Origin of the sequence: Massilia phyllostachyos, from assembly GCF_021044825.1 — a bacterium.
GTDB lineage: Bacteria > Pseudomonadota > Gammaproteobacteria > Burkholderiales > Burkholderiaceae_D > Telluria > Telluria phyllostachyos.
Genome location: NZ_JAJNOC010000002.1, coordinates 53823 through 80308, shown reverse-complemented (window position 1 = coordinate 80308; position 26486 = coordinate 53823). Strand labels below are relative to the sequence as shown.

The window sequence follows — 26486 nt, the reverse complement described above, 5'->3', positions numbered from 1 at the left end:
CGTCCCTGCGTCTGCTTGACGTGCCTGCCTAACGCGCCTGCTCAACGCGTCTGTTTACCGCGCATGTTTCCCGCGCCTCTTTACGTATCGTCAGGAGAAAGCCATGCCCATCCGTACACCGATGTTCCTGCTGCCGCTCGCCGTGCTGTGTCTGCCGGCCGCCGCACAGCAGGCTGATCAAGAGGTCCCGCAGCCCGCACAGCAGGCCACGCAAGAAGCGGCTCCCCAGTCCGAGCCGGACCAGGGAATGGTCGTCGTGCGCGACGCCCAGACCGGCCAGCTGCGCACCCCCACCCCGGCCGAGATGCGCGCGCTGCAGCCGCGTACGCCGGGCGCTGCCCGCGCACCGGGCCAGGCGAAGATGGTCACCGGCCCCGGCGGCCGTCGCTCGGTGCAGCTGGGCGACCGCCACCTGGTGTACTCGGTCGTCACCCGCGGCCCCGACGGCAAGCTCAGCGACCAGTGCGTGCACGGCGTGCATGCCGCCGAGAACGCCATCGACCAGCCCGCCCGTGCCGGCAAGCCAGAGGAGCATCGCCATGAAAGCCGCTAAGCCCTTCCGCCGCGTGGCCGCGGCCTTCGCGCTCGCCTTCGCCGGGTTCGGCATGGCCGGCAGCGGCGCCGCCCAGGCCGCCGCCACCATCGTCATCGTCAACCAGAACGCGCCGGGCGAAGGCTTCAACGACCCGACCCCGGCCACGCCGGTGGGCGGCAACCGCGGCACCACCCTGGGCCAGCAGCGCCTGAACGCCTTCCAGCACGCCGCCAACATCTGGGGCGCCACCCTCACCAGCACGGTGACGATCCGCATCGGCGCTTCCTTCGTGCCGCTGTCCTGCAACGCCAGCGGCGCCGTGCTCGGCTCGGCCGGCGCCTACGAGATCTGGTCCGACTTCCCGAACGCGCCGCGCACCAACACCTGGTATCCGTCGGCGCTGGCGAGCAAGCTGGCGAATACCGACCTGACCGCCGCGACCGATCCGCACATCATCGCGCGCTTCAACTCGCGCCTGGGCCTGTTCCCCGATTGCCTGCCGGGCTCCCCCTTCTACCTGGGTCTGGACAACCGCCACGGCGGCCAGATCGACCTGGTGACCGTGCTGCTGCACGAGATGGCGCACGGCCTCGGCTTCCAGACCTTCACCGACGACTTCAGAGGCGAGCTGTTCTTCGGCATCCCCTCGATCTGGGATTACTACCTGGTGGATAACCGCAACAACACGGCCTGGGTCAACCTGACCGACGCCCAGCGCGCCGCATCGGCCGTGGCCTGGCGCGGCCTGTCCTGGAACGGCCCCATCGTGACCGCCGCCGTGCCCAAGGTGCTGGGGCCGCGCTCCAACCTGAATATCAGCGGCGCGAATGCGAACGCCGCCGCCGGCGACTACCACGTCGGTGACGCCACCTTCGGCGCGCCGCTGGTCAAGCGCGCGGTCAGCGGCCAGCTGATGCCGGTGGTCGACCAGGGCAACGGCGCCGGCCTGGCCTGCACCACGCTCAGCGCCGTCAACGCCCTCGCCGTGCGCAACAACATCGCCCTGGTGGACCGCGGCAGCTGCGACTTCACGGTCAAGGCGGCCAACGTGCAGGCGGCCGGGGCGATCGGCATGGTGGTGGTGGACAATGTGCCCGGCGACGTGGTCGGCCTGAGCGGGACCGATCCCGGCATCGCCATCCCGGTGGTGCGCATCACCCTGGCCGACGGCAACGCGATCAAGGCCGCTCTCCAGCGGCGCTCGCGCACCAGTTCCGGCGTCATCGCCAGCCTCGGGCTCGACCTGCGGCAACTGGCCGGCGCCGACGCCCAGCGCCGCATCCTGATGTACACGCCGAGCATCTACGTGCCGGGCTCCACTGTGTCGCACTACACCACCGAGGCCAAGCCGAACCAGTTGATGGAACCGTCGATCAACGACGACCTGCTGCACGTCGTGAAGCCGCCGCGCGACCTCACCTTCCCGCTGCTGCGCGACATCGGCTGGTGAGCGACATCGGGGCCTGTCCCTGAACGTAAAAAAGCCGGCGCCCCCTCACGGGACGCCGGCCTTTCCGGACACGCCAGAACGAAATTACTCGCCCTTGGCCTTGAATGCCGCCACGCCCTTGGTGATTTCCGCCTGGGCGGCGGCCTTGTCGGCCCAGCCTTCGATCTTGACCCACTTGCCCGGCTCGAGATCCTTGTAGTGCTCGAAGAAGTGCTGGATCTGCTTCAGGGCCAGTTCTTCGACGTCGTCCAGCGACTGGATTTTCTTGTACATCGGCAGCACCTTCTCGACCGGCACCGCGATGACCTTGGCGTCGCCGCCGCCGTCATCGGTCATGTTCAGCACGCCCAGCGCGCGGCAACGGACGACCACGCCCGGCGGCAGCGGGAACGGGGTGATGACCAGCACGTCGCACGGGTCGCCGTCGTCGGCGATGGTCTGCGGCACGTAGCCGTAGTTGCACGGATAGTGCATGGCGGTACCCATGAAGCGATCCACGAAGATCGCGCCGCTGTCCTTGTCGACCTCGTACTTGATCGGGTCGGAATTCATCGGGATCTCGATGATGACGTTGAAGTCGTTCGGCACGTCTTTGCCGGATGGGACGTTATTCAGGCTCATGGAGTTTCCTTGGTTGCTGAAGTTTCAATAAAGTTTGTCATTATAACGAAACGCACCGGCCCTGTGCGGCGCAGCAGGGGCAACGGTGTGAGAAGAAGGCAGTCGGGTCCGTAGGGTGGGCGGTCCTCCGCCCACGCGTCCAATTCACCAATGTTCAGCAGCGATCTTACCGACGCCAACGATACAGAACCCGATGTTGCGGATGGCAGACGACGCCCCCGCCGCTTGAACGCGCGGACGGCAGTCACCGCGCAGGCGGATCACATCGCGGGGTGAAGCCGTCCACCCTAAGACACTGTCGAGTCAGCTCACAGGATGCTGGCCAGCGCACACTGCCGATAATGATTCGCCGCTTCCTGCTCCTGCCCCAGCGCCTCGTGCATCTGCGCCAGCTTCAGGTGCGCCTCGCGCACCATCGATGCCTCGGTCGCATCCGACAGCGCCTGCTCCAGGTAACGCTGTGCCTTGCCCCACAGTTTCTGTTTCAGGCACAGCGAACCCAGGGTCAGCGCCAGCTCGGCATCCAGCGGACGTTCCTTGAGCCAGGTCTCGCAATGCTCGATCTGGGCCAGCAGCGACGGCGAGCCCGACGGACCGGCCGCCTCCCGATACGCGCGCACCACGCAATCGTCCCAGTTGGCCTTGAGCGCCTCCTCGGCGATCACGCGCGCCTCGTCGTGCAGGCCGCAGGCATTGAAGGCATTCGCCGCCCGCGCCGCGATGAAGGGCACCGTGCGGTCCGCCGGCGGCACGCCGGCCCACACGCGGCGGATCGACTCCGCGTCATGCCCCTCTTCGCCCAGCAGCGCTTCATAGGACATTTCACGCAGGCGCGCCGACAGCGCCGGATGCAGGGCCTTGCGTTTGTCCAGGATGCGCACCAGGCGCAGCACTTCCGGCCAGTTGCGCGCCTGCTGGTTGGCCTTCATCGACCATTGCAGGGCGTGGATGTGGCGCTGGCCGCTGGCGTTGAGCTCGGCCACGGCTTCCAGCGCCGCTTCCGGCTGGTGGTCGTCGACCAGCAATTCCGTGACCGTCATCAGGCGCGCCGTCTTGAGCGCATTGTCGTGGACGATGCCGGCCAGCCAGGCGTCGCGCCGGGCGGGCTCGCGCATGCGGTGGGCGGCGCGCGCGCCGATCAGGGCGGCCAGGCCCGCGTTCTCGGGCAGCTCGGCGGCGCGCATCGCGGCCTTCTCGGCATGCCCGAAGCGGCCTTCGAACAGCGCCTTCAGTGCATCGCGCAGCCCCTTGTTGCCTTCGCGCTCGCGCTTGCGCTGGCGGTAGGCCGCCACCCGTTCCGGCATGCGCATCGTCGACTTCACGGTGCGCACCAGCACGTAGATGACGGCGAACAGCAGCGCCATCAGCACCACGAACAGGTTCAGCGACATGTCGACCCGGTAAGGCGGATAGGACAGCACCACATTGCCCGGGTTGAAGCGCGCCGTCACGGCGATGCCGATGGCCGCGGCCATCAGCGCAACCAGCCAGAGAAGAAGCCGCATCGCTTACCCCTTCGCCTTGTAGTTGCGCACCGCGTTCAGGCTCTCGGCCAGGGTCGGCATCTCGATGTTCAGGTTGTTCGCCTGCACCTGGCGCAGCCCCGATTGGGCCGACTGGGTGGCGCGGGCACGCGTATCGAAGTATTTGAGCAGAATCTCTTGCGCGCTGGCGAGATCATCGCGGAAAGCCGCCTCGTTACGCGACAGCAGCGCCAGGCGCGCGTTCAGCAGGCGCAGCTTGAGGTTTTCGCGCACGAAGAACGATTCGGTCGGCGACAGCAGCAGCGCTTCCGGCGTCTCGACGCTGCGCACCCGCACCAGCTGGCGCAGGTCGTCCCACATTTCCTGGCTCCAGTTGCGCCAGGTCTGGACCATGCGCTGTCCCAGGCCCAGCGACTCGGGCGCCGGCGCGGCCGCGCCGCCCTTGCCGGCTTGCCGGCGCGTCTCGCGCACCGGCGCCACCGGCAGCAGCGGTTTTTCGTCCGACAGCATCGGCAGCGTGTCCACCTGGGCGATCACATTGTCCAGGCGCAGCGCGACCCCGGCCAGGTCGACCGCCGGCATCGCCTTCAGGCGCTCGATGTCGGCGCCGATCGCGCGGCGGATGTTGAGGAATTGCGGCTTGTCGGAGCGGCCCAGCGAGCGGTCGGCATTCTGCAGCGCGATCAGGGCGCCCTGCACGTTGCCGGCCAATTGGAGTTGCTGGCTGGCGGTGCTCAGCACCTGCTCGACCTCGCTCAGCGCCCACTCGTCGCGGTTCTTGGACAGGTCCTGGTAGAGCTGTTCCAGCGCCAGCTGCTGGGTCTGGGCCTCGGCCTGGCGGCTTTCCAGCACGCCGACCTTGACCTGCAGCTCCTTGGCCGTGTCCGACACCTCGCGCGCCAGCGCGGCGGTCTCGGCGTTGACGGCATTGCCCTTCTGCAGGCTTTGCGCCATGTCGCGCCGCAGGGTATTGATGCGGCTGTGCGAAGACACGGTCTGCACCGCCAGCAGCACGGCGAGCACGGTCACCGCCAGCGGCAGGGGACGCTGCAGGGCTTGCAGCAGGCCGCCGGTGCGCTGCGGCGCCACTTTTTGCAGGGCCACGCCGGTCGAAGGGGTCTGGTCTGGATTGTTCGGCAATTCGTTCATTCTTGTGATTGTATCGCGGCAAGTAATCTAGCGTCGCCGGAACCCGTGAGCGTGATCCGGCTGCATCCGAGGGCGCGCGCCGTCTCGGCGATGCGCGCGTGGGGAACGATCAGGTGCTGCTCGCGCAGGCGCTCCGGCCCCGCGGCCGGATCGAGCTCCCGCACCAAGGCCTCCAGCCCGCGTAAAGCTTCCGAGCTCGTGATTATCCAGTCGTTTTGCCCCGCCAGCAAGCCGGCCAGCTGGCTGGCGAGCGCGGCGTTCAGCCGGGGGACGCTGCGGCGGTAGGCGGCGACCGGCTCGACCAGCGCCCCGGCCGCGCGCAGGGTATCGGCCATCAGTTCACGCCCGCGCTCGCCGCGCACGATCAGCACCCGCTTGCCGGCGAGGGCGGCCAGGTCCAGGCTGGCCAGCAGGTGTTCGGAATCGCTGTTCGCCGGGTCCGGCGGGCAATGGATGGTCGTAATGTCCGGGGTGACGCCATGGCGCGCCAGGGCGAGGCGGCTGCCCTCGCCCACCACGGCGACCGGCACCCCGGCCGGCCAGGCGGACAGATGGGCGAACGCCGCATCGACCGCATTCGGCGAGACGAAGGCGACCAGCGCATACGAGGGCAATTGCCGCAGGGCCGCCTGCAAGCCGCTGTTGTCGTCCAGCGGCGCGATCTCGAGCAGCGGCAGCACGGCCACCCGGCGTCCGAGGGCGGCAATGGCCCGCGCCAGGCTGTCAGCCTGGGCGCGCGGCCGGGTGACGACGACCGTCCGCTCAGGCATCCTGGCTGGCATTGGCCGCGGCCGCGGGGTCGGCGGCGGCCGCTTCCTGGCGGCAGGCTTCCAGGATGCCGTGCGCGTCCTGGCTGTCGAGCAGGATCGAGACCTGCTCGCCGAGGAAGTCGGGGTAGTCCCAGGAACCGGCGACTTCGCCATGCGCGCTGCGCAGGCCGTCGGGCGTGGCCACCATGGCGCGCAGGCGCATGGTCGTGCCCTCGACGGTGGCGAAGGCCGCCAGCGGGATCTGGCAGCTGCCACCGAAGATCTTCGACACCTTGCGCTCGGCCGTCACGGCGCGCGCGGTGGCGTCGTGGTTCAGCGGGGCCAGCAAGGCTTTCAGGTCGACGCCGTCGCTGCGCTCGCCGCGCACGATCTCGATCGCCATCGCACCCTGGCCGGCGGCCGGCAGGCTGTCCTCGGGTTCGAGCAGTGCGCGGATGCGCTCGGGCAGGCCGAGGCGGATCAAGCCGGCCGCGGCCAGGATGATGGCCGCGTACTCGCCGCGGTCGAGCTTGCCGAGACGGGTGTCGAGGTTGCCGCGCAGCGGCTTGATGACCAGCTGCGGGTAGCGCGCCGCTATCAGCGACTGGCGGCGCAGGCTGCTGGTGCCGACGATGGCGCCCGGCGGCAGTTCGGCCAGGCTGGCGTAATCGTTGGAGACGAAGGCGTCGCGCGGGTCTTCGCGCTCGAGCACCGCGGCCAGCTCGAAGCCTTCGGGCAGTTCCATCGGCACGTCCTTGAGCGAGTGCACGGCCAGGTCGGCGCGGCCCTCGGCCATGGCGACCTCGAGTTCCTTCACGAACAGCCCCTTGCCGCCTACTTTAGAGAGGGTGCGGTCGAGGATCTGGTCGCCGCGCGTCGTCATGCCGAGAATCTCGACGGAGCACTGCGGATATAATGCGGCGAGACGCGCGCGCACGTGCTCCGCCTGCCACATGGCCAGGCGGCTCTCGCGGGATGCGATAATCAGCTTCGCTGGCGCCTGCGGCGCCGTTTCATTTGCTTTCAACACGTATTCTTTCACTGTCGTCGGGCCCTACCAGGACGATGGCGGTAAACGGCCCTTGCATAAGATCATAAATTTTAGCATGGGCCCTCTTGCAGACCGTGGCGAACCGCCATCGCACAACCGAGCCGTAGTTTCCTATTTCTTAGTGGTCGATAATGGACAATCCAGCTGCATCAGTTAGCCCCGCCGTACAGAACGTGAACAACCAGCGCGATCCGGACAAGGACGCGCCGCTGAAGGAAGACATCCGCCTGCTCGGCCGCCTGCTGGGCGACGTGCTGCGCGACCAGGAAGGCGAGCAGGTGTTCGAGGTCGTCGAGACCATCCGCCAGACCGCCGTGCGCTTCCGCCGCGAAGCCGACCCGAAAGCGGGCGAGGAACTCGCCACCCTGCTGCACCGCCTGACGCGCGACCAGACCATCACCGTGGTGCGCGCCTTTTCCTACTTCTCGCACCTGGCCAACATCGCCGAGGACCAGCACCACATCCGACGCCGCCGCGCTCACCTGATCCGCGGCGCCGCGCCGCGCCAGGGCAGCGTGCGCTACGCCTTGAACAAGCTGCGCGAAGCCGGCGTCGCGCGCGAGGCCGTCGAGGGCTTCTTCCGGGACGCCCTGATCGCCCCGGTGCTGACCGCCCACCCGACCGAGGTGCAGCGCAAGAGCATCCTCGACGCCGAGCACGACATCGCGCGCCTGCTGGCCGAACGCGACCGCGACCCGACGCCGAAGGAACTGCAGAAGAACAGCCAGCTGCTGCACGCGCGCATCGCCACCCTGTGGCAGACCCGCATGCTGCGCTACTCGAAGCTGACCGTGGCCGACGAGATCGACAACGCCCTGTCCTACTACCGCATCACCTTCATGCGCGAAGTGCCGGCCCTGTACGACGACATCGAGGAAGAGATCGCGGCGGAGTACGAAGGCAAGGCGCGGCCGATGGACGACGCCCGCTTCCTGCAGATGGGCAGCTGGATCGGCGGCGACCGCGACGGCAACCCGAACGTCAACGCCGACACCATGCGCCATGCGCTGACGCGCCAGTCGACCACCATCCTCGATTTTTATCTGGAAGAGGTGCACACGCTGGGCGCAGAGCTGTCCACCTCGACCCTGCTGGTGCCGGTGACGCCCGAAATGCAGGCGCTGGCCGACGCCTCGGTCGACACCTCGCCGCACCGCAGCGACGAACCCTACCGCCGCGCCCTGATCGGCATCTACGCTCGCCTGGCCGCCACCGCACGCGAGCTCGGCGTCGGCCACATCCTGCGCAAGGAAGTTGCCGAAGCCGCGCCCTACCTCGACGCCGGCCTGTTCGCGGCCGACCTGGAAGTGATCGCCGACTCGCTGCGCGCCAACCACGGCGCCATGCTGATCGAGCCGCGCCTCGCCGGCTTGAAACGCGCCGCGCGCATCTTCGGCTTCCACCTGGCCTCGCTCGACATGCGCCAGAGCTCCGACGTGCACGAGCGCGTGCTGGGCGAGCTGTTCGCGCGCGCCGGCGCCCAGGCCGATTACGCCAATCTCGACGAAGCGCGGAAGGTGAAGCTGCTGCTCGCCGAACTGGCCCAGCCGCGTCCCCTGTACTCGCCGTTCGAAGCCTATTCCGACGAGACCAACTCGGAACTCGGCGTGCTTCGCACCGCGCGCGAGATCCGCCTGCGCTACGGCGAGCGCGCGATCCGCAACTACATCATCTCGCACACCGAGACCGTGTCCGACCTGCTGGAGGTCCTGCTGCTGCAGAAGGAGACCGGCCTGCTGCGCGTGTCCAGTGGCGCCTGCGACGTGATGGTGATCCCGCTGTTCGAAACCATCCCGGACCTGCAGCGCGCCAGCGCCATCATGGACGAGTGGATGTCGCTGCCGCAGGTGGCGAGCATCATTCAGCAGCAGGGCCGCCTGCAGGAAGTCATGCTCGGCTATTCGGACTCGAACAAGGACGGCGGCTTCATGACCTCGAACTGGGAGCTGTACCAGGCCGAGCTGAAGCTGGTCGACGTGTTCGCGTCGAAGGGGGTCAAGCTGCGCCTGTTCCACGGCCGCGGCGGCACCGTCGGCCGCGGCGGCGGCCCGAGCTACGATGCGATCCGCGCCCAGCCGCCCGGCACCGTCAACGGCCAGATCCGCCTGACCGAACAGGGCGAGATCATCTCGTCGAAATTCTCGAACCCGGAGATCGGCCGCCGCAACCTGGAACTGCTGGTGGCCGCGACCCTGGAAGCGAGCCTGGCGCCGCATGACAAGCAAGCCGCCGGCGGCGCGCGCCTGGCGCGCTTCGAAGCCGTGATGGCCGAGCTGTCCGAGCGCGCCTACCGCGCCTACCGCAACCTGGTCTACGAGACCCCGGGCTTCACCGACTACTTCTTCTCCGCCACGCCGATCGCCGAGATCGCGGAACTGAACCTGGGTTCGCGTCCCGCCTCGCGCAAATCGACGCGCCGCATCGAAGACCTGCGCGCGATCCCCTGGGGCTTCTCCTGGGGCCAGTGCCGGCTGCTGCTCCCCGGCTGGTACGGCTTCGGCGCCGCGGTCAGCGGCTGGCTGAACGACGGCGACCGCGACGAGCGCCTGGCGCTGCTGAAGGAGATGCATGGCGCCTGGCCCTTCTTCGCCACCTTGCTGTCGAACATGGACATGGTGCTGGCCAAGACGGATCTGGCGATCGCCTCGCGCTACGCCGGCCTGGTGGCGGACGCCGAGCTGCGCGAACGGATCTTCCGCCGCATCACGGCCGAACACGGCGAGACCCTGCGCTGCCTGGAAGCGATCACCGAGACCACCGAACGCCTGGCCGGCAATCCGCTGCTGGCGCGCTCGATCCAGAACCGCTTCGCCTATCTCGATCCGCTCAACCACCTGCAGGTGGAACTGATCCACCGCCGCCGCAAGCTGGGCGACAACGAGGACCCGCGGGTGCACCGCGGCATTCACCTGTCGATCAACGGGGTGGCCGCCGGCCTGCGCAATACCGGCTGAAGATGAGGTGACAAGGCCCTGGCGCGGGGGTACAATCCGCCGCTTGAGCGATTGGTGTCCGCCCGCAGGTCTGCGGGAGGATGAAACGGGAAGCCGGTGACGCGCGGGATAGCCATCCCCGCCAGTCCGGCGCAGCCCCCGCTGCTGTAAGCCAGACGACGCCGGCCGTACGCCACTGTGCATTGCACGGGAAGGCAGGGCCGGCGAAGGACGAAGGCGAGCCAGAAGACCGGCCAATCGCGAAACACGTGGCAAGCGCCCGGGGTGTGGCGCTGCCGGTTGGCTGTCCCCGTTTCTTCGGTCCTGGTCTCGACTCCGCACGCGCCTTTCACGGCGCGGCGGGACGCGCGCGGCTGCTCCGGAAAATCCGGGGCCGCCTGGTTTTCGTCCCGAGGTCGACCCGAATTGAGCGCTCGTTTATTCCTTCGCGTCCTGGCGGCTGTGTGCTGCCTGTGCGTCATCCCGGCCCACGCCGGCACCCTGTTCGCCGTCGTCACCGAGCGCGCGGCGCCCAGCGCCATCGAGGCGGCCCATCGCCACCTGACGCGCCATCCGAAGGACCGCATCCTGCTGCGCACTCCGGCCCAGCTGATGGCTGCGAAAGAAGCTGAGGTCGCGCGCTGGATCGGCGGCGCCGACAGCGTCCTCGCGGTCTCGGTGTTTGGCGACCCGGCGCGGCGCCTGAAGGATGCCGTCGAACGTCACGCCAGGCCGGCGACGCAAGTCCTCGCCCTGAACGGCGAAGCCACCCTGAGCCTGATGACGCGCGGGCGCCACGGCGCCCTGCAGGCCTTCTCGCCCGAGCTGCTGCGCCAGCTCTCCAACGAAGCGCCGCCGGAACCCGCCCTGCGCGCCGCCGGGGCCGACCCTGCCGCCGCCCACTGGCTGGCCGCGCGCCGCCTGTGGCAAGGCGGCGGCAGCGACAACACCGCCGCCCTGTTCGCCCACCTGCTGGCGCCGACTACGCCGGTTCCCGCCCCGCGTCCCGAGCCGGCCCTGCGCCTGCGCGCCGGCGAGCGCGAACTGGCCGACGCCGCGGCCTGGGGCCACGCGGCCGAACTCGGCCTCGAGGATCGTCCAAGCGTGGTGGTGCTCGACCTGGCGAACATGGACGGCCTGGCGCCGGCGGCGCTGTGCCGCCAGGTCGAAGCGCGCGGCCAGCCCTGCGTGCAACTGCTGACGCGCTGGGGCGGCGCTTCGCGCGAGGCGCTGGAGCGCCTGCCGGAGCTGGTGGCCCCCGCTCGCCCGGCCGCGCTGGTGGTGCTGCAGGACTTCGTGGTCGGCGCCGCTGAAGGCCGCGAAGCGGTCGAGGAAGCGTTCAAGCGCCTCGACATCCCGGTGTTCAAGGCGATCCGGCTGATGGACCGCACCGCCATGCAATGGCGCCTCTCGCCGGATGGCTTGAGCCCGGATTCGGTGCAGTACCGCGTCGCCCTGCCCGAGCTGCAGGGCATCGGCCAGCCGATCGTGGTGGCCGCGCTGGGCAAGGCCCAGCACGACCCGAAAACCGGCATCGAGAACCGTCCGCCCGAGATCCTGGACCAGGAGACGGCCAGGGTCGCCGCGCGCGTGGACCGCTGGCTGAGCCTGCGCACCAAGGCCAACCGCGACAAGCGCGTCGCCCTCATCTACTACAACCACCCGCCGGGCCGCCAGAACATCGGCGCCGACAACCTGGACGTGCCGGCCTCGCTGTTCGACATGCTGCAGGCGATGAAGCGCGCCGGCTACACGGTGGGCGAACTGCCGGCGACGCCGGAAGCGCTGCTCGACCTGATCATGGCCAGAGGGGTCAACATGCCGGAAGACCGCGCCGCCCTGCGCGAGCTCGCGGGCACGGTGAACAGCGTGAGCGCGGACGACTACCGGCGCTGGTTCGCCACCCTGTCGCCGCGCGTGCAGGGCGAAATGACGAGCGGCCTGCTGGGCCGCCTGCATGCCGACGTGCTGGCGGCGGAAGCCGGACGCGAATACGCGATCGGCCGCAAGCGCGCCGATGTCGTCATCGCCGAGCTGCAGCACCTGGTCGAGGGCGCGGATCACCCCAAGCGCGCGGATGCGCTGCGCGACCTTTCCGCACTGCGCGAAGGCTACACGGCCTGCCTGGATGAACGGGCAAGCCGCCGCTGCGCCGGCCTGGCGCCGCTGCAGCGGCGACTGGTCGGCTACGGCATCGAAGGCATGCGCGGCTGGGGCGCGGCGCCCGGCAAGGTGATGGTCGACGGCGGCAAGCTGCTGGTGCCGGGCATCGTGTTCGGCAACGTCTTCATCGGCCCGCAGCCGCCGCGCGGCTGGGAAGTCGAGGAAGAGCTGCTGCATGCGAACACCAGCATCACGCCGCCGCACCAGTACCTCGGCTTCTACCACTGGCTGCGCGACCGCTTCAAGGCCGACGCCCTGGTCCATGTGGGCCGCCACTCGACCTATGAATTCTTGCCCGGCAAGGCGGTGGGCCTGGCCGCCGACGACTACCCGAGCCTGATCGCCGGCGACCTGCCCGGCATCTATCCCTACATCGTCGATGGCGTCGGCGAAGGCACCCAGGCCAAGCGCCGCGGCCTGGCGGTGATGGTCGACCACCTGACCCCACCCCTGGCCGCGACGCCGCTGTACGACGATCTGCTGGCGCTGCGCCAGGTGGTCGAGAGCTACGAGGCCGCCAGTTCGGAGTCGCTGAAAACCCAGGCCGCCGCCGTGATGCGCGAGCGCGTCATCAAGCTGAACCTGCGCGCCGAGCTGGAGGAATCGATGGCCGACGTGCTGAAGGTGCGCGGCATCGGCTTCGACGCCGCCGACGACGATTTGCTGGCGCACGAGGTCGGCCACTACCTGACCAAGCTGCAGGAAAAATTCATGCCCTACGGCCTGCACGTGTTCGGCCGCGACTGGGACCGCAAGTCGCTGGACCTGATGCTGGACTCGATGAGGAAGGGCGGCATCGCCGACCCGGACATCGAGCGCAAGCTGGCCGAATCGCCGGCGCTGGAGATGCGCGGCCTGCTGGCCGGCCTGGACGGCCGCTACATCGCGCCGGGCAAGGGCAACGATCCGCTGCGCTCGCCGGAAGCCCTGCCGACCGGGCGCAACTTCCATGCGGTGGACGGCGACATCCTGCCGACCCGCCTCGGCTACGGCCTGGGCGAACGCCTGGCCGCGCAGGCCGCGGACCGCGACAAGGACAAGCCGCTCGCCGGCAGCGAAGGCATCATCCTGTGGGCCTCGGACGCGGTACGCGACGAGGGTGTGATGGTCGCGTTTTCCCTGGCGATGATGGGCGCCGAGCCGGTGTGGAATGCGCGCGGCGTGGTCACCGACGTGCGCCTGAAGCCGAATGTGGTGCGGCGCGACGCCATCGTCACCACCTCGGGGCTGTTCCGCGACCTGTATCCGAACCTGATCCGCCTGATCGACCGCGCCGGCCGCCTGGCCCTGGCCGCGTCGAGCGACACGCTGCTGGAGCAGGATCCGCAGCTGCGCGAGCCGCTGCAGGCGGCGCTCGCGCCCCTGCCCGGCAAGGTCGCCTGGGGCCGCGAGCCCCTGGAAAACAACCGCGTGGCGCGCGAGTGGCTGGCGCGCACCCGCACACTGCAGGCGGGCGGCCTGGCGCCGCAAGAAGCCGGCGTGGCCGCCGCCCAGCGCATCTTCGGCGATGCGCCCGGCGCCTACGGCACCGGCGTCAACCGCCTGACCGAACGCTCGGGCGCCTGGCGCGAGCGCGAGGAACTGGGCCGCGCCTACCGCCTGCGCATGGGCCATGCCTACGGGCTCGATGCGGAGGGCGAGACCAGCCATGCCGCCTTCGATGTGGCGCTCGACGGCATCGCGCGCACCTACCATGGCCGCGCCAGCAATCTGTACGGCCTGCTCGACAACAACGACGCCTTCGACTACCTGGGCGGCCTGTCGCTCGCCATCGAAGGCCGCACCGGACGCGTGCCCGAAGCCCTGATCCTGCAGCACGCCCAGCCGGGCCGCGCCGACGTCGAGCCGCTGGCCGGCGCCCTGCTGGGCGAGCTGCGCGGCCGCTTCCTCAATCCCGCCTGGCTGAAGCCGCTGATGGAGCACGGCTATGCGGGCGCCCGCACCATGGGCCAGGAATTCATCGAGAACCTGTGGGGCTGGCAGGTCACGCGTCCCGACCTGGTCAAGAACTGGGCCTGGGACGAGGTCAAGTCCGTCTACTTCGACGACCGCTACGACCTGAAGCTGCCGGAATTCCTGGGTAAGCGCCACAACGCCCAGGTCAAGGCGCACATGCTGGCGGTGTTCATGGTGGCCGCCGAAAAGGGATTCTGGAAGACCGACGAGGCCACCATCCGCAAGATGGGCGGCGAGCTGGCGCGGCTGGTCGCCGCCAACGGCCTGCCCGGCAGCGGCCATACCGCGCCGAACCACCCGATGTGGCAATGGCTGGCGCCGCGGCTGGACGCGGCGGACGCGCAGGCGCTCGGCGTCACCCTGGCGCGTGCGCGCGGCGAGCTGCTGCCGGCGACGTCGATGTCCGCGCCGGCCGTTCGCGCCGCCCAGCCCTCGCCCGGCCAGGCGCCGAGTGCTCCAGCGGAGCCGGCCAAGCCTGCGCCCGCCCCGCGCGCCTACGAATTGAGCCGCCTGGAAGATCCCATCCCCGCCCCGGCCCGCCGCGTCGCCCTGGTGCTGGCGCTGCTGGCCTGCGGCCTGACCCTGTTCTCGCTCGGCCTCTGGCGCGGGCGCCATCTCCCCCAACCTTCGAGGAAAACATCCCATGCTTGAACTCCTGTCCTTCGCCTGGCTGCACGACGCCGTCAGCTGGTTGCTGGTGCCCGCCCTGGCGCTGCTCCTGACCGCCTGCGCGGTGGCGCTGGTGGAAGCCGGCATCGCCGTCGGCGAGCGCTTCCACGGCCTGAAGCAGCTCGGCGCCCAGGGTGACGTCGAGCGCGTGCACCTGGTCGCCCGCAAGCGCCTCGAGCGCGCCGACCTGCTGGCGCGCATCCCGCCGATGCTGGGCCTGATGGCCACCATCATCCCGCTCGGACCGGGCCTGGCCGCGCTGGGACGCGGCGACCCCGCCCAGTTGGCGAGCGCCGTCACGGTGGCGTTCGATGCGACGGTGCTGGGCCTGGTGGCCGGCATCGGCGGCCTGGTGATCGGCAAGCTGCGCCGCCGCTGGTATGAGGAGACCCTGGAAGCGATGGAGCAGCCGGCATGAGCAGGCTGCGCCTGTACTCGCGCCTGGAGGCGCGCTTCGACGACGGCGACGAAGACCCGCGCGCCAGCCTGGTCAACCTGGTCGACGTGATGCTGGTGTTCGCCTGCGGCCTGATCGCCGCGATCGCCGGCACCCAGGGCGCGCGCACGGTGCCGCAGCCGGTCGAGAAGGGCCGCCAGATCGAGCGGCCGCTGGACGGCGCCGGCACCGCCGGCAGCGGCTATGCCCGCGTCGGCGAGGTGTACCGCGACCCGAAGACGGGCAAGCTGGTGCTGGTCGAAGCCCCGGCCGCGAAATAGCTCAAGCGCCGCACATGCCGACCGTGCCGCCATTCTTCACATGGGCCGGCACGGCGTTCGGCGCCACGCAGACCTGGGTCGACGTCTTCTGGCACACCAGCACCTTGCCGCCGTTTCCGCAGCGGGCATCGATCACCTTGACCATCCCTGTCGCCTGGGCGAAGCAGGCTTCCGGACTGGCCGCCTGTGCCGTGATGGCGAAGCTGCCGGCTGTCGTCGCCGTGAACGTCGTGGTGGCTCCACTGCTCGTAGACAGGCCGGCCGCCGAACTCCAGGTGAAGGTGCTGGCGCCTGCGATGTCGCTGGCGGAGAGCACCACGCTCTGCGTCCCATAGCCGAGCGTGATGGTGCTTGCGGGATGTCCGGTCTGCTCGCCCAGGCGGCGCAGCAGGGCGATCTTCGGCTGCGGCACGTGGCCCTCGATCCGGACCGTGGCTTGCGCACTGGCGACATTGCCGCCCTTGTCCGTGACCGCCAGCGCCACCTTGTGCGCGCCGATGTCGGCGCAGGAGAAGGTGGTGCGCGACGCCGCCAGCGACTCCACGCCCCAGTTGTCGCTGCTGCCGCCATCGATGTCGGCGGCCGTGATCGACGCCATGCCGCCCGCCAGCCGCAGCGCCACATCGCGCGTGCGCACGGTCGGCGCCACGAAGTCGTTGCTGACGACGTTCGTGCGCGGGCTCTCGGCGCCCAGGCGGTTCACGGCGGTGACCGCATAATAGTGATACTGGCCCGGCGCCACCCCGGCGTCGATGAAGGCGCCGCTCGCGCCGTCGCTGACGGCCAGCAGCACGCCGGGGGCATCGACATCGATGTCGCGCTGCGCCGAGCGATAGATGGCGTAGCTGCGGGTCTTCTCGAATTCGTCATTCGATTCCGGCGCAGGCCCCCAGGCCAGCTGCACGGCATCGTTCTCGCCCACGCTCGCCATCAGCTGGCCCGGCGCACCCGGCGTGGCGGCGTCCTTCCACGCCATCAGCGGCAGCAGCGCCGGCCGCGCATAGGTGGCGTTCTTCAAGGAGGTCCGGTAGCCCAGCGGGTCGGCCTGCAGGAAGGCGTGGCGGAAGTGGATCTGGCCGCCCACGTTGGCGCTGGCGCGGTTCAGCGCGATCTGGCGGTTGATCTGTTGCGGGTCGGTCCAGCCGGCCGTGTTCATCTTGTAGTCGGCCAGGCCGATGTACATGTGGCGTTCGTAGGCGTTGTCGTTCCACCAGGGGACCAGCAAGCCGTAGTCGGAGCCGGCCTGGCCGATGTACCAGTAGACCTGCGGCGCCAGGTAGTCGACCCAGCCCTCGCGGATCCACTTGCGGGTGTCGGCGAACATGGCGCTGTAGTGCTGCGAGGCGCCGGCGGACGTCGGCGAGCCGATGTCCGGGTCGGTGCTGCTGCGGTAGATGCCCGAGGGCGAGACGCCGAACTTGACCCAGGGTTTGGCGGCGCGGATCTCGTCGTTCACGCGCTTGATGAGCATGTCGATGTTATCGCGCCGCCAGTCGGCGCGGCCCGCGGTCGTTGCCGGGAAGCCGCGCGGGTCGGCGTTGTAGGCGGCGTCGTCGAGGATGGCGCCGCTCGGGTAGAAGTAATCGTCGAAGTGGATGCCGTCGACGTCGTAGCGGCTGACGATGTCCATGATGACGTTCACCACGTGGTCGCGCACCTGCGGCAGGCCCGGATTCAGGATCTTGACGGTGCCGACCGTGAGCAGCCAGTCCGGGTGGGTCTTCGAGACGTGGTTGCTTGCATACTGCGCCGGGTTCGATTCGTTGGCGACGGTGGCGACCGCGCGGTAGGGATTGATCCAGGCGTGGAATTCCATCCCGCGGGCGCGCGTCTCGCCAATTGCGAACTGCAGCGGGTCCCACAGTGGGTTCGGCGCGCTGCCCTGCTGGTTGGTCAGGTAGTAGGACCAGGGCTCATAGGGGCTCGGGTACATGGCGTCGGACTGGCTGCGCACCTGGAAGAAGGCGGCGTTCATGCCGGTCGCCTTGTTGTGGTCGAGGATGGCGCGCAGGGCGGCCTGCTGCTGAGCTGGCGTCTGGGTGCGGTTCGGCCAGTCGAGGCTCAGGTGGGTGCTGATCCAGACGCCGCGCATTTCGCGCTTGGGCGAGGCTGGCCCATCGGTCTGGGCGTGGGCGAAGGACACGGCCAGCATGGCGGCTGCCGCGGCGAGCAAACGTTTTTTCATGGTCGTTATGTTTTGCAGGGTTGTTGGGTACGCCGTCCTTCAAACAGCGTACGCCCGAGCAATTTTGACAACCAATGAAATTACTGCCGCGTTACATAACCGGCGTACATACGACGCCCGGCCTACCGCCTGATCGAAATGCCGAAGGTGAAGGCGTAGTCGGGGGTGCGGCTGTTCAGGCCGCGCGAGAACATGGCGTCGAGCTGGATGTCCTTCGACAGCAGGTAGGCGCCGCCGATGTCGAAGGTGGCTTCGGTGCCGCCATGGCGCCCGCGCGCGATCTGCGGCAGGGCCACCTCGGCGAAGCCGCTGAGGCGCTCGCCGAGCGGCTTCTCGACGATCGCCGCCAGGATGCCGTAGCGGTAGCGGCCGGACGCGTCGCGCTCCACGCCGACGCCCGGCATCAGGCCGAACGACATCTCGTTCGGCAAGTCCCACTCGGCGGCGACACGCAGGTTGGGACGGACGCCCTGGCCGCGGAAGGCGCGCGAGCCGGTGTCGACGTCGGCACTCAGCAGCACGGCGACCGAGGGCAGGCCGCCCGCCGCATCCAGCGCATGCCAGCTGAAGCCGAGCGCGGTGTCGGCATAACCCGCCTCGGTGCTGCGTCGGCCGTCTTCGACCGTATGGCGGATGGTGCGGGCGTCGCTCTCGATGCGCAGCTCCAGCTGTTCGGAGACGCCGAAGCGCAGCATGGTCGGCATCGACAGGGTGCGTTCACGCCCTGCCCCGCCGCGGTCGCGTTCCAGCAGCAGGCCGGTCTCCAGCTGCACCACTCCCTTGCCGACGACGTTGCTCGGTTCGGCCAGGTTGGGACGGCTGCTCTCGATCTCGTCCTGGGCGTGGGCACAGGAGAGGCAGGCGGCAAGGAATACGGCAGATAGCTTCATGAGCTCGACAATAGCCGAAACGCCTCGAGACCGACGCACAAAATAAAAGGCTGTGTTCGCGTTAGTTATGGATTCGCAGCCGCCTTCACTGAACTTGTCGTACCGCAGCACATAGCCACTGCGCTGGTGTACGCAACGCTTGCGCATCCAGTAATCGCTGCCACCCCGAATAGTTCGCCAGGTAGCGACTGGCCACACCCTTGAAGCGCACCAGCCAGTTCTTGAAGCGGCTGTGCCAGCCATTCACGTTCTGGATGTGGATCGCACCGCGTGCGCGCCGGCCCGCCCGCACGTTGACGGATTCATGCGTGATTCCGGCGTCGAGGGCAAACCGGACATAAGCCGCAGCGCCATCGCTGATGAGCAGACCGTCACCCGGCAGCACCGGCTGCAGGCAGGTGCGCAGTTGCGCAGCGGTCACGGGACCACGTCCGGTATGAAAGTCCAGCGTCGTGCCGATGCGGTCACGCGCCACCAGCAGGCAATCGTGCTCGCGGTTGATGCCGCGCCGCCGGGCGGCGCCACCCCGCTTGCGCGGCGGGCGCGACAAGGTGCGCGAACCCTTCTGCGATTCCAGTCTGTAGGTTTCGTCGGCCTCTATGATTCCCGTCAATGCTGCGGGCCGGTGCCGGGCGGCGCCTGGCGCGAATCGGTGGCGCCAGCGAAAACTCGTCGTGCGATGCACGCCGGTAGCGAGCGCTGCGTCGCGCACGGTGCGCGATTCCAGCAAACACTTGATATATGGCAGCCAGCACTCGCGCTTGCGCAGCCGGGCCAGCGGCGTGCCGGTCAGCGCATTGAAGGAGCGGCGACAACCCAGGCAGCGATAACGCTGCAGGCCGCTGGCGAAGCCGGAGCGGTGCAAACGCGCGCAAGCACAATGTGGACACGGCCGACCTGCCGCGGCCGCTTCGATGAGCGCCAGGCACTCGGCCGGGTCGCGGATGCTGTCGAGCCAGTCGCGCAGCCGGGCAAGATCGGCGCTGGACAATGGCGCGGCGGTCAGAAAAGCAAACAATTCGTCGAAGCGCGGGCCTTGCATCGTCACTCCAGATGAGTTAACTCGACAATGCGTAGGACTTCGACAACGCGATTTGGTTCACCTACGTATCGCGAACACAGCCAAATAAAAACGCCGCCCGAGAATGAGGCGGCGTTTTTGACCAACCGGTAAAAAATTACTGGTTGTGCAGGAAGGTCTTGAGCTTGTCCGAACGCGACGGCTGGCGCAGCTTGCTCATCGCCTTGGCTTCGATCTGGCGGATACGCTCGCGGGTCACGTCGAACTGCTTGCCGACTTCTTCCAGCGTGTGGTCGTTCGACATCTCGACGCCGTAGCGCATGCGCAGCACCTTGGCTTCGCGCGGGGTCAGCGAGTCCAGCACTTCCTTGATGACGTTGCGCATCGAGGCGTGCAGCGCGGCGTCCAGCGGGGCCAGGGTGGTGTTGTCCTCGATGAAGTCGCCCAGCTGCGAATCGCCGTCCTCGCCCATCGGGGTTTCCATCGAAATCGGTTCCTTGGCGATCTTCATGATCTCGCGGACTTTGTTCTCCGGCATTTCCATCTTGGCGGCCAGGGTCGGCAGGTCCGGCTCGCTGCCGGTTTCCTGCATGATCTGGCGCGAGATGCGGTTCATCTTGTTGATCGTTTCGATCATGTGCACCGGCACGCGGATGGTGCGGGCCATGTCCGCGATCGAGCGCGTGATCGCCTGGCGGATCCACCAGGTCGCGTAGGTCGAGAACTTGTAGCCGCGGCGGTACTCGAACTTGTCGACCGCCTTCAGCAGGCCGATATTGCCTTCCTGGATCAGGTCGAGGAATTGCAGGCCGCGGTTGATGTACTTCTTCGCGATCGAGATCACCAGGCGCAGGTTGGCCACCGTCATTTCACGCTTGGCCTGGCGCGCGCGCTTCTCGCCCGCCGCCATCTGCTTGTTGATGCGGCGCAGGTCGGCCAGCGGCAGCGCCACGCGCGCCTGCAGGTCGATCATGCGCTGCTGCAGTTCCTTGATCGCCGGCAGGTTACGGCTCAGCACCGCGCTGTACGGATAGGCGCAGTCGACTTCGCGGTCGCCCCATTGCAGGTCGGTCTCGTTGCCCGGGAAGACCTTGATGAAGTGGGCGCGCGGCATGCCGCAGCGGTTCACGCAGATGTCCAGCACGGCGCGCTCGATCGAACGCACTTCATCCATCTGGCCGCGCAGGGTGTCGCACAGCTTCTCGACGATCTTGGCGGTGAAGCGGATGCCCAGCAGCTCGTTCGAGATGATGGCCTGCGCTTCCTCGTAGTCGTCCGAGCCGTAGCCGGTGGTCTTGAAAGCATGGCCCATGCGGTCGAACTGCTGCTCGATCAGTGCGAACTTCTCGAGCGCGCTCTTGCGCAGCTGGACCAGCTGCTCGGTCGAGTAGCCGGCCGCGCCGCCGCCGACGGCGCCGTCTTCTTCCTCTTCCTCATCCTCGACCGTCGCCTCTTCCTCTTCCTCGTCGTCCGCTGCGCGTGCGGGCGCGGCGGCCACCGGGGCCGGGGCGGCGTCGCTGTGGTCGACGAAGCCGTCCACCACGTCGTCTACCTTCAGTTCGTCCGAGGCGATCTTGTGCGACAGCGCGATGATTTCCGAGATCGTGATCGGGCAGGCCGAGATCGCCTGCACCATGTCCTTCAGGCCGTCCTCGATGCGCTTGGCGATCTCGATCTCGCCTTCGCGCGTCAGCAGCGACACCGCGCCCATTTCGCGCATGTACATGCGGACCGGGTCGGTGGTGCGGCCGAAGTCGGAATCCACGGTCGACAGCGCGGTGGCGGCCGCCGCTTCCACTTCGTCTTCGGTGGTGGCGGTCGGCACGTTATCCGACAGCAGCATCATTTCCGCTTCCGGGGCGCGCTCGTAGACGGCGATGCCCATGTCGTTGAAGGTCGCGATGATGCCTTCGATCGCTTCCGGATCGATGATGTTTTCCGGCAGCTGGTCGTTGATCTCGGCGTGGGTCAGGTAGCCGCGCTCCTTGCCCATATTGATCAGGTTCTTGATCTGCTGGCGGCGCTTTTCCAGTTCCGCTTCCGAGAAGCCGTTCTCGCCGCCCAGCATGCCGGCCAGGCCCTTGGCCTTGCGCTCGCGCAGCTTGGAGGCGGCCTTCAGTTCGGCGCGCTCGATGGTGTTCAGCGCCGCGACTTCGTCGTTTTCCGGCACGAATTCGCTAGGCTTGCGGCCACGGCGGCCCGGGACCTTCACCTGCGGCAGCAGGTAGCCCGAGGTGTCGATCGCGGCCAGCGCGGCGGCGTCGGTGGTGGCGCTGACGGCGCCCACGGCGGTCGGGGCCGCGGCTGGAGCGGAGGCATCGGTGCGGCGGGTGCGGGTACGCACGACCTTCGGCGCGGCCGGCGCTTCCTCGGCCACGGCCGGCGCGGCGGCGGCGGCGGCTTCGGCCTGCGGCGCTTCGGCGGCGGCGGATTTCAGTGCGGCCAGCTTCGAGCCGCGCTTCTTGACGACGACGGTGGCCGCGGCGTTCGGCACGGCAGCGGTGTAGTCCTCGAACGCGGCCGGCTCGGCCTCGACCACGGGTGCGGCAGCCACGGCCGGTGCGGCGGCGACCGGCGCGGCCTCTTCCACCACCGGCTCGGCGGCGGCCGGGGTCTCCAGCAGCGCTTCGTTGGCGGCGGTGTCGACGGCCGGCGCCAGTTCGGCTTCCTGCGCAGCCTTGGCCGCGGCCAGGCGCGAGCGGGTTTTCACCACCGTCACTTTGGCCGCCGCTTCCGTTTCGAGGAAGTAGGAGGTCGCGGTTTTCGGCACTGCCAGCTGGGCCGATGCCGTACTCGGGGCTTTCTTGGCGGTCAGTGTCAGTGTCTTGGCGGTGTTTTTCATAGTGAAGCTCTCTCCAGTCGAGGCGAACGGCGCGCCTGCGAAGTCAATAATCCAGCGGGACCCGCGGGCGGGTCCGGGTGAAGGGGAACGGAAGTGGCCCTAGCTGAGGGCGGACAGGCGGACTTCAAGCAGCAATTCCCCGGGGCCGCCCGTCGAGGGACAGGGTCGGCGCGAGAAACAGGAACTGCGGGTGGTCAAAGTCACGTTGTGCATGTCGGAACGAAAAAAAGCCCGTCGGATGAAACGGGCTTGCATCTGTTTGTTCAGGGGAGAACAATCGGAAAGGCGATATTATGCCGCATTGCAAGTTTTGGTGATAATTGAAATATCCGATAATGGATATAAGCAGCCTGAATATGACAGCACCGTGACGCCCACCATCCCCGAGGCCGGCACGATTGCGACGGCACAAGCCGTGCGCAAGGCAAGGGGCGGATCATACACGATTTCGCGGGCGCGCGCGCGTGAAGAGCCGCCTGCTCTCCTGACGCGCTCCCGTTTTGATTGGAACAAGTACAATACGGCCCGCACTGGCGTACGGGCGCCGTGCTATCCTTCGCATTCCCGTTCTTACCATGAAGTCAATGAATACCATTTCCGCTGCCGAGCCGGGCGACATCGCCGCTCCTGCCACTCCTGAAACTCCAGACACGCCGCAGGCCCAGGAAAGCGCCGCCGCACCGGCTGCCGCATCTGCACCAGCCGCTGCCGCCCCGGCCGCGCCGGCCCAGTCGGCGCGCGCGCTGCTCAAGCAGCTGCAGCAGGAGTTCCCGGCCTTCCGCGACTGCCTGCCGCTGGCCATCGGCATCGACAAGCAGCTGCTGGCGCGCATGCCCGGCCTCGACCGCAAGACCATGCGCGCGGCGCTCGGCATCCACACCGGTTCGATGCGCTACCTGCGCGCCATGGAAAAAGCCAAGGTGCGCTTCGACCTCGACGGCGCCGCCGGCGCCGAAGTGACCGACACCCACCGCCTGCACGCCAAGGAACAACTGCAGCAACGCTTCAAGAAGGAAGCCGAGCGCAAGAAGGCCGAGCGCGACGCCGCCGCTGCCGAGGAAGCGGCCCGCCAGCGCCAGGAAAAGCTGCAGGCTCTCGCCAACAAGTTCTCGCGCCAGTGAGCGTAGCGGAGCCGCTGGAGGGCGCGCCGGACGACGGGCTCGCGCCCTACCCTGGCCTCGCGCTGTCGAACGTGCGCCTGGTGCGCACGCCGCAGGATGCGGCCGAGGCCCTGGCGGCCCTGTCGCAGGCCGACGTGATCGGCTTCGACACCGAATCCAAGCCCACCTTCATGAAGGGCGAAGTCTCGACCGGGCCGCACCTGGTGCAGCTTGCGACCGACGACCACGCCTGGCTGTTCCAGATCGGCGCCAAGGCCGGCCTCGCCACCCAGGCGCCGCACCTGATCGAGGTGCTGAAGCCGGTGCTGGAATCGAACGACATCCTGAAGGTCGGCTTCGGCCTCGGCGACGACCTCAAGCGCCTGCGCGCCAAGCTCGGCATCGAGACCCGCAACGTGCTCGACCTCGCCACCGCCCTGCGCCGGCGCGGCGAACGCAATACCCTCGGCGCCAAGACGGCGGTGGCGCGCTTCTTCGGCCAGCACCTGCAGAAATCGCGCCGCATCACCACCACCAACTGGGCCTTGCCGCAGCTGAGCGAGAAGCAGCTGCTGTATGCGGCGGACGATGCGCACGTGTCGCTGCGCCTGTACCGCCACTGGCGTGCGAATCCGCCGGTGGAAGACAAAACTCCGTTGCCACCCCGAAAAGCGTCGTAGAGGGTGTGAAAAAACGGCTGTGGCAAGGCGCCGAGTCGAAGACAGTACACTCGTACGGCGAGACGAGGCAACGCAGCCATGGACGAATTTTTCACACACTCGTAGCGTGGGCCCGGGCGGCCCCGCGGTCCTCTACCCGCGCGTTCAACCAGCATATACATGGACGATGCGCCGGCTCTCACCGTGTATTTGAACGCGCGGCCGGCAAAGCCGACCACCCTACAAGTGCGGTGCAGCAAGACTAGCGGACCCATCCGCGTTATCATTCCGGCATCGCCACTCCCGGGTCGCTCCATGCCGCATCTTCGCAAGCTCGCTGTTGCGCTGTGCCTGGCCACCTCCGCCGTCCAGGCCCAGGTCGCCCCATCGCCCACAGTCCCCGACACCCTGGCCCAGCGCCTGCTGGCCTGCGCCTCCTGCCACGCGCGCTTCGATGCGCAGGGCAACCCGGTCAACGACAGCTACTTCCCGCGCATCGGCGGCAAGCCGGCCGGCTATCTGTATAACCAGCTGCGCAACTTCCGCGAAGGCCGGCGCCAGTATCCCCTGATGACCTACCTGGTCGACCACCTGCCCGACCCCTACCTGCGCGAGATCGCCGCCCACTTCGCAGCCCAGCCGCCGAGTGCGCACGCGGCGCAGGCAAGCGGCGTCGCGCCGCAGGTGCTGGAGCGCGGCCGCCAGCTGGCCATGCAGGGCGACAGCGCGCGCAAGATCCCGGCCTGCGTGGCCTGCCACGGCCAGAAGCTGACCGGCGTCGAGCCCGCGATCCCCGGCCTGCTCGGCCTCCCGCGCGACTACCTGAACGCCCAGTTCGGCGCCTGGCGCAACGGTGCGCGGCGCGCCCACGCGCCCGACTGCATGGCCGAGATCACGGCGCGCCTGTCGCTGGAAGAAGTGAACGCCGTCTCGAGCTACCTGGCCAGCCAGCCGGCGCCGAACGACCCGCGGCCGGCGAGCAGCATTGCGCGCCCGCTGCCGCTGGCCTGCGGCAGCGCCCCGGAGGGCCAGCCATGAAGAAAATCCTGATCGCCCTCCTCGTCGCCGTTCTCGCCGGCGTCGCCCTCGCCTGGCCGCGCGAAGAATTCGTCGCCGCCAGCTCGCCCGCGGCCTGGGCGCCCACGCCGGACAACATCGCGCGCGGCGCCTACCTTGCGCGCGCCGGCGACTGCGTGGCCTGCCACACCGCGCGCGGTGGACCTGAATATGCCGGCGGCCGCGCGCTCGACACGCCCTTCGGCCGCCTCTACGGCCCCAACCTCACGCCGGACACGGACACCGGCATCGGCCGCTGGAGCGCCGACGATTTCTGGAACGCCCTGCACAACGGGAAGTCGATCGACGGCCGCCTGCTGTATCCGGCCTTCCCCTACACCAACTACACCAAGGTATCGCGCGCCGATTCGGATGCGCTGTATGCGTTCCTGCGCAGCCTGCCGCCGCAGCGCCGCCCCAACCAGCCGCACGAGCTGGACTTCCCCTACAACCAGCAAGCGGTGCTGGCCGGCTGGCGCCTGCTCTACTTCAAGCCCGCCGTATTCACGCCCGAACCCGCGCGCGGCGCCGAGTGGAACCGCGGCGCCTACCTGGTCGAAGGCCTGGGCCATTGCAGCGCCTGCCACAGCAGCCGCAACCGCCTCGGCGCCAGCGGAGACACGCTCTCGGGCGGCCTGATCCCGACCATCGGCTGGTACGCGCCCTCGCTCACCGCCCAGGGCGAAGCGGGCCTGGGCGACTGGGACCGGGCGCACATCGTGGCCCTGCTGCACACGGGCGTCTCGCCGCGCGGCAGCGCCACCGGCCCGATGGCCGAGGTGGTCGCGCGCAGCCTGCAGCACCTGAACCTGGACGACGTCGGCGCGATGGCCACCTACCTGAAGTCGCTCCCCGGCAGCGCGGCGCCGGCGCCTGCGGAATTCCAGCTGGCCGGCGAGCAGCTGCTGGCCGAAGGCCGGCGCCTGTACACGACGCATTGCGTGGACTGCCACGGCGCCGACGGCAAGGGCAAATCACCCGCCTATCCGCCGCTCGCCGGCAACCGCGCCGTCACCCTCACGCCCGCCGTCAACGCCATCCGCATGATCCTGAACGGCGGCTTCCCGCCCGGCACCGCGGGTAACCCGCGCCCCTACGGCATGCCGCCCTACAGCCACGAGCTGAACGACGCCCAGGTCGCCGCCGTGCTGACCTATGTGCGCGCCAGCTGGGGCAACGCGGCGCCGCCGGTCGGCACGCCGGAAGTCAACCGCTGGCGCAGCGTGCCGCTCGACTGAAGCGTTATCCAATCCGGG

19 protein-coding genes and 1 riboswitch are annotated in these 26486 nt (G+C 68.8%); of the genes, 10 read left to right on the top strand and 9 right to left on the bottom strand.

The window, feature by feature from the left end:
• Positions 1 to 103: 103 nt before the first annotated feature.
• Both LQ564_RS07375 and LQ564_RS07370 read left to right on the top strand, forming a co-directional pair.
• Positions 104 to 553 (top strand): post-PEP-CTERM-1 domain-containing protein, encoded by a 450-nt coding sequence (locus tag LQ564_RS07375; protein WP_231057468.1) that lies wholly within the window; start codon positions 104 to 106, stop codon positions 551 to 553.
• Complete coding sequence (locus LQ564_RS07370) at positions 540 to 1985, top strand: PA domain-containing protein (protein ID WP_231057467.1); 1446 nt, start codon at positions 540 to 542, stop codon at positions 1983 to 1985. The genes LQ564_RS07375 and LQ564_RS07370 overlap by 14 nt, the downstream gene beginning before the upstream one ends.
• Positions 1986 to 2069: 84 nt before the next feature.
• On the opposite strand, the gene ppa is transcribed toward LQ564_RS07370, so the two are convergent.
• The 5 genes from ppa to hemC all read right to left on the bottom strand — a co-directional run bounded on the left by ppa (position 2070) and on the right by hemC (position 6943).
• Positions 2070 to 2606: an inorganic diphosphatase gene (gene ppa / locus LQ564_RS07365; protein ID WP_231057466.1), complete on the bottom strand. Its 537-nt coding sequence runs from the start codon at positions 2604 to 2606 to the stop codon at positions 2070 to 2072.
• A gap of 308 nt (positions 2607 to 2914) precedes the next feature.
• Positions 2915 to 4111 carry a heme biosynthesis protein HemY gene (locus LQ564_RS07360; RefSeq protein WP_269143476.1) on the bottom strand — a complete coding sequence of 399 codons (1197 nt, stop codon included), beginning with the start codon at positions 4109 to 4111 and terminating at the stop codon, positions 2915 to 2917.
• Between the two features lie 3 nt (positions 4112 to 4114).
• Entirely contained in the window at positions 4115 to 5239 is a 1125-nt protein-coding gene (locus LQ564_RS07355) for a uroporphyrinogen-III C-methyltransferase (RefSeq protein WP_231057465.1), read from the bottom strand.
• Positions 5236 to 6009 (bottom strand): uroporphyrinogen-III synthase, encoded by a 774-nt coding sequence (locus LQ564_RS07350; protein ID WP_231057464.1) that lies wholly within the window; start codon positions 6007 to 6009, stop codon positions 5236 to 5238. The genes LQ564_RS07355 and LQ564_RS07350 overlap by 4 nt, the downstream gene beginning before the upstream one ends.
• Complete coding sequence (gene hemC, locus LQ564_RS07345) at positions 6002 to 6943, bottom strand: hydroxymethylbilane synthase (protein ID WP_231058120.1); 942 nt, start codon at positions 6941 to 6943, stop codon at positions 6002 to 6004. The genes LQ564_RS07350 and hemC overlap by 8 nt, the downstream gene beginning before the upstream one ends.
• 227 nt (positions 6944 to 7170) lie before the next feature.
• Between hemC and ppc the strand changes: the two genes are divergently transcribed.
• The 4 genes from ppc (at position 7171) to LQ564_RS07325 (ending at position 15477) form a co-directional block, all read left to right on the top strand.
• Positions 7171 to 9993 carry a phosphoenolpyruvate carboxylase gene (gene ppc / locus LQ564_RS07340; RefSeq protein ID WP_231057463.1) on the top strand — a complete coding sequence of 941 codons (2823 nt, stop codon included), beginning with the start codon at positions 7171 to 7173 and terminating at the stop codon, positions 9991 to 9993.
• Positions 9994 to 10028: 35 nt separating this feature from the next.
• A riboswitch (cobalamin riboswitch) is annotated at positions 10029 to 10245 on the top strand.
• A 153-nt stretch (positions 10246 to 10398) separates the two neighbouring features.
• Positions 10399 to 14742 (top strand): cobaltochelatase subunit CobN, encoded by a 4344-nt coding sequence (locus tag LQ564_RS07335; RefSeq protein ID WP_231057462.1) that lies wholly within the window; start codon positions 10399 to 10401, stop codon positions 14740 to 14742.
• Positions 14735 to 15178, top strand: coding sequence for a MotA/TolQ/ExbB proton channel family protein (locus tag LQ564_RS07330; protein ID WP_231057461.1), 444 nt, complete (start codon positions 14735 to 14737; stop codon positions 15176 to 15178). The genes LQ564_RS07335 and LQ564_RS07330 overlap by 8 nt, the downstream gene beginning before the upstream one ends.
• Positions 15175 to 15477, top strand: coding sequence for a DUF2149 domain-containing protein (locus tag LQ564_RS07325; RefSeq protein ID WP_231057460.1), 303 nt, complete (start codon positions 15175 to 15177; stop codon positions 15475 to 15477). Before LQ564_RS07330 ends, LQ564_RS07325 begins: the two co-directional genes overlap by 4 nt.
• Before the next feature lies 1 nt (position 15478).
• On the opposite strand, the gene LQ564_RS07320 is transcribed toward LQ564_RS07325, so the two are convergent.
• The 4 genes from LQ564_RS07320 to rpoD form a co-directional block, all read right to left on the bottom strand.
• Positions 15479 to 17662, bottom strand: coding sequence for a family 10 glycosylhydrolase (locus LQ564_RS07320; RefSeq protein WP_231057459.1), 2184 nt, complete (start codon positions 17660 to 17662; stop codon positions 15479 to 15481).
• Between the two features lie 122 nt (positions 17663 to 17784).
• Positions 17785 to 18552, bottom strand: a complete 768-nt coding sequence (locus LQ564_RS07315; RefSeq protein ID WP_231057458.1) for a transporter — start codon at positions 18550 to 18552, stop codon at positions 17785 to 17787.
• Positions 18553 to 18637: 85 nt separating this feature from the next.
• Entirely contained in the window at positions 18638 to 19594 is a 957-nt protein-coding gene (locus tag LQ564_RS07310; protein ID WP_231057457.1) for an IS1595 family transposase, read from the bottom strand.
• Between the two features lie 136 nt (positions 19595 to 19730).
• Positions 19731 to 22415, bottom strand: coding sequence for an RNA polymerase sigma factor RpoD (gene rpoD / locus LQ564_RS07305; RefSeq protein WP_231057456.1), 2685 nt, complete (start codon positions 22413 to 22415; stop codon positions 19731 to 19733).
• A 584-nt stretch (positions 22416 to 22999) separates the two neighbouring features.
• Between rpoD and LQ564_RS07300 the strand changes: the two genes are divergently transcribed.
• The 4 genes from LQ564_RS07300 (at position 23000) to LQ564_RS07285 (ending at position 26468) form a co-directional block, all read left to right on the top strand.
• Positions 23000 to 23536, top strand: coding sequence for a ProQ/FINO family protein (locus tag LQ564_RS07300; RefSeq protein ID WP_231057455.1), 537 nt, complete (start codon positions 23000 to 23002; stop codon positions 23534 to 23536).
• On the top strand, positions 23533 to 24195 hold the full coding sequence (locus tag LQ564_RS07295) for a 3'-5' exonuclease (protein ID WP_231057454.1): 663 nt from the start codon (positions 23533 to 23535) through the stop codon (positions 24193 to 24195). Before LQ564_RS07300 ends, LQ564_RS07295 begins: the two co-directional genes overlap by 4 nt.
• A 294-nt stretch (positions 24196 to 24489) precedes the next feature.
• The gene (locus LQ564_RS07290) at positions 24490 to 25212 is read left to right on the top strand and encodes a c-type cytochrome (RefSeq protein ID WP_231057453.1); all 723 of its coding nucleotides are present in this window, start codon (positions 24490 to 24492) and stop codon (positions 25210 to 25212) included.
• Positions 25209 to 26468: a cytochrome c gene (locus LQ564_RS07285; protein ID WP_231057452.1), complete on the top strand. Its 1260-nt coding sequence runs from the start codon at positions 25209 to 25211 to the stop codon at positions 26466 to 26468. The genes LQ564_RS07290 and LQ564_RS07285 overlap by 4 nt, the downstream gene beginning before the upstream one ends.
• Positions 26469 to 26486 lie beyond the last annotated feature (18 nt).

Excerpts from the sequence above, each read along its gene's own strand:
- LQ564_RS07375 (WP_231057468.1), top strand. The coding sequence starts at position 104 with ATGCCCATCCGTACACCGATGTTCCTGCTGCCGCTCGCCGTGCTGTGT.
- LQ564_RS07370 (WP_231057467.1), top strand. The coding sequence starts at position 540 with ATGAAAGCCGCTAAGCCCTTCCGCCGCGTGGCCGCGGCCTTCGCGCTC.
- ppa (WP_231057466.1), bottom strand. The coding sequence starts at position 2,606 with ATGAGCCTGAATAACGTCCCATCCGGCAAAGACGTGCCGAACGACTTC.
- LQ564_RS07360 (WP_269143476.1), bottom strand. The coding sequence starts at position 4,111 with ATGCGGCTTCTTCTCTGGCTGGTTGCGCTGATGGCCGCGGCCATCGGC.
- LQ564_RS07355 (WP_231057465.1), bottom strand. The coding sequence starts at position 5,239 with ATGAACGAATTGCCGAACAATCCAGACCAGACCCCTTCGACCGGCGTG.
- LQ564_RS07350 (WP_231057464.1), bottom strand. The coding sequence starts at position 6,009 with ATGCCTGAGCGGACGGTCGTCGTCACCCGGCCGCGCGCCCAGGCTGAC.
- hemC (WP_231058120.1), bottom strand. The coding sequence starts at position 6,943 with ATGTGGCAGGCGGAGCACGTGCGCGCGCGTCTCGCCGCATTATATCCG.
- ppc (WP_231057463.1), top strand. The coding sequence starts at position 7,171 with ATGGACAATCCAGCTGCATCAGTTAGCCCCGCCGTACAGAACGTGAAC.
- LQ564_RS07330 (WP_231057461.1), top strand. The coding sequence starts at position 14,735 with ATGCTTGAACTCCTGTCCTTCGCCTGGCTGCACGACGCCGTCAGCTGG.
- LQ564_RS07325 (WP_231057460.1), top strand. The coding sequence starts at position 15,175 with ATGAGCAGGCTGCGCCTGTACTCGCGCCTGGAGGCGCGCTTCGACGAC.
- LQ564_RS07320 (WP_231057459.1), bottom strand. The coding sequence starts at position 17,662 with ATGAAAAAACGTTTGCTCGCCGCGGCAGCCGCCATGCTGGCCGTGTCC.
- LQ564_RS07315 (WP_231057458.1), bottom strand. The coding sequence starts at position 18,552 with ATGAAGCTATCTGCCGTATTCCTTGCCGCCTGCCTCTCCTGTGCCCAC.
- LQ564_RS07310 (WP_231057457.1), bottom strand. The coding sequence starts at position 19,594 with ATGCAAGGCCCGCGCTTCGACGAATTGTTTGCTTTTCTGACCGCCGCG.
- rpoD (WP_231057456.1), bottom strand. The coding sequence starts at position 22,415 with ATGAAAAACACCGCCAAGACACTGACACTGACCGCCAAGAAAGCCCCG.
- LQ564_RS07300 (WP_231057455.1), top strand. The coding sequence starts at position 23,000 with ATGAATACCATTTCCGCTGCCGAGCCGGGCGACATCGCCGCTCCTGCC.
- LQ564_RS07290 (WP_231057453.1), top strand. The coding sequence starts at position 24,490 with ATGCCGCATCTTCGCAAGCTCGCTGTTGCGCTGTGCCTGGCCACCTCC.
- LQ564_RS07285 (WP_231057452.1), top strand. The coding sequence starts at position 25,209 with ATGAAGAAAATCCTGATCGCCCTCCTCGTCGCCGTTCTCGCCGGCGTC.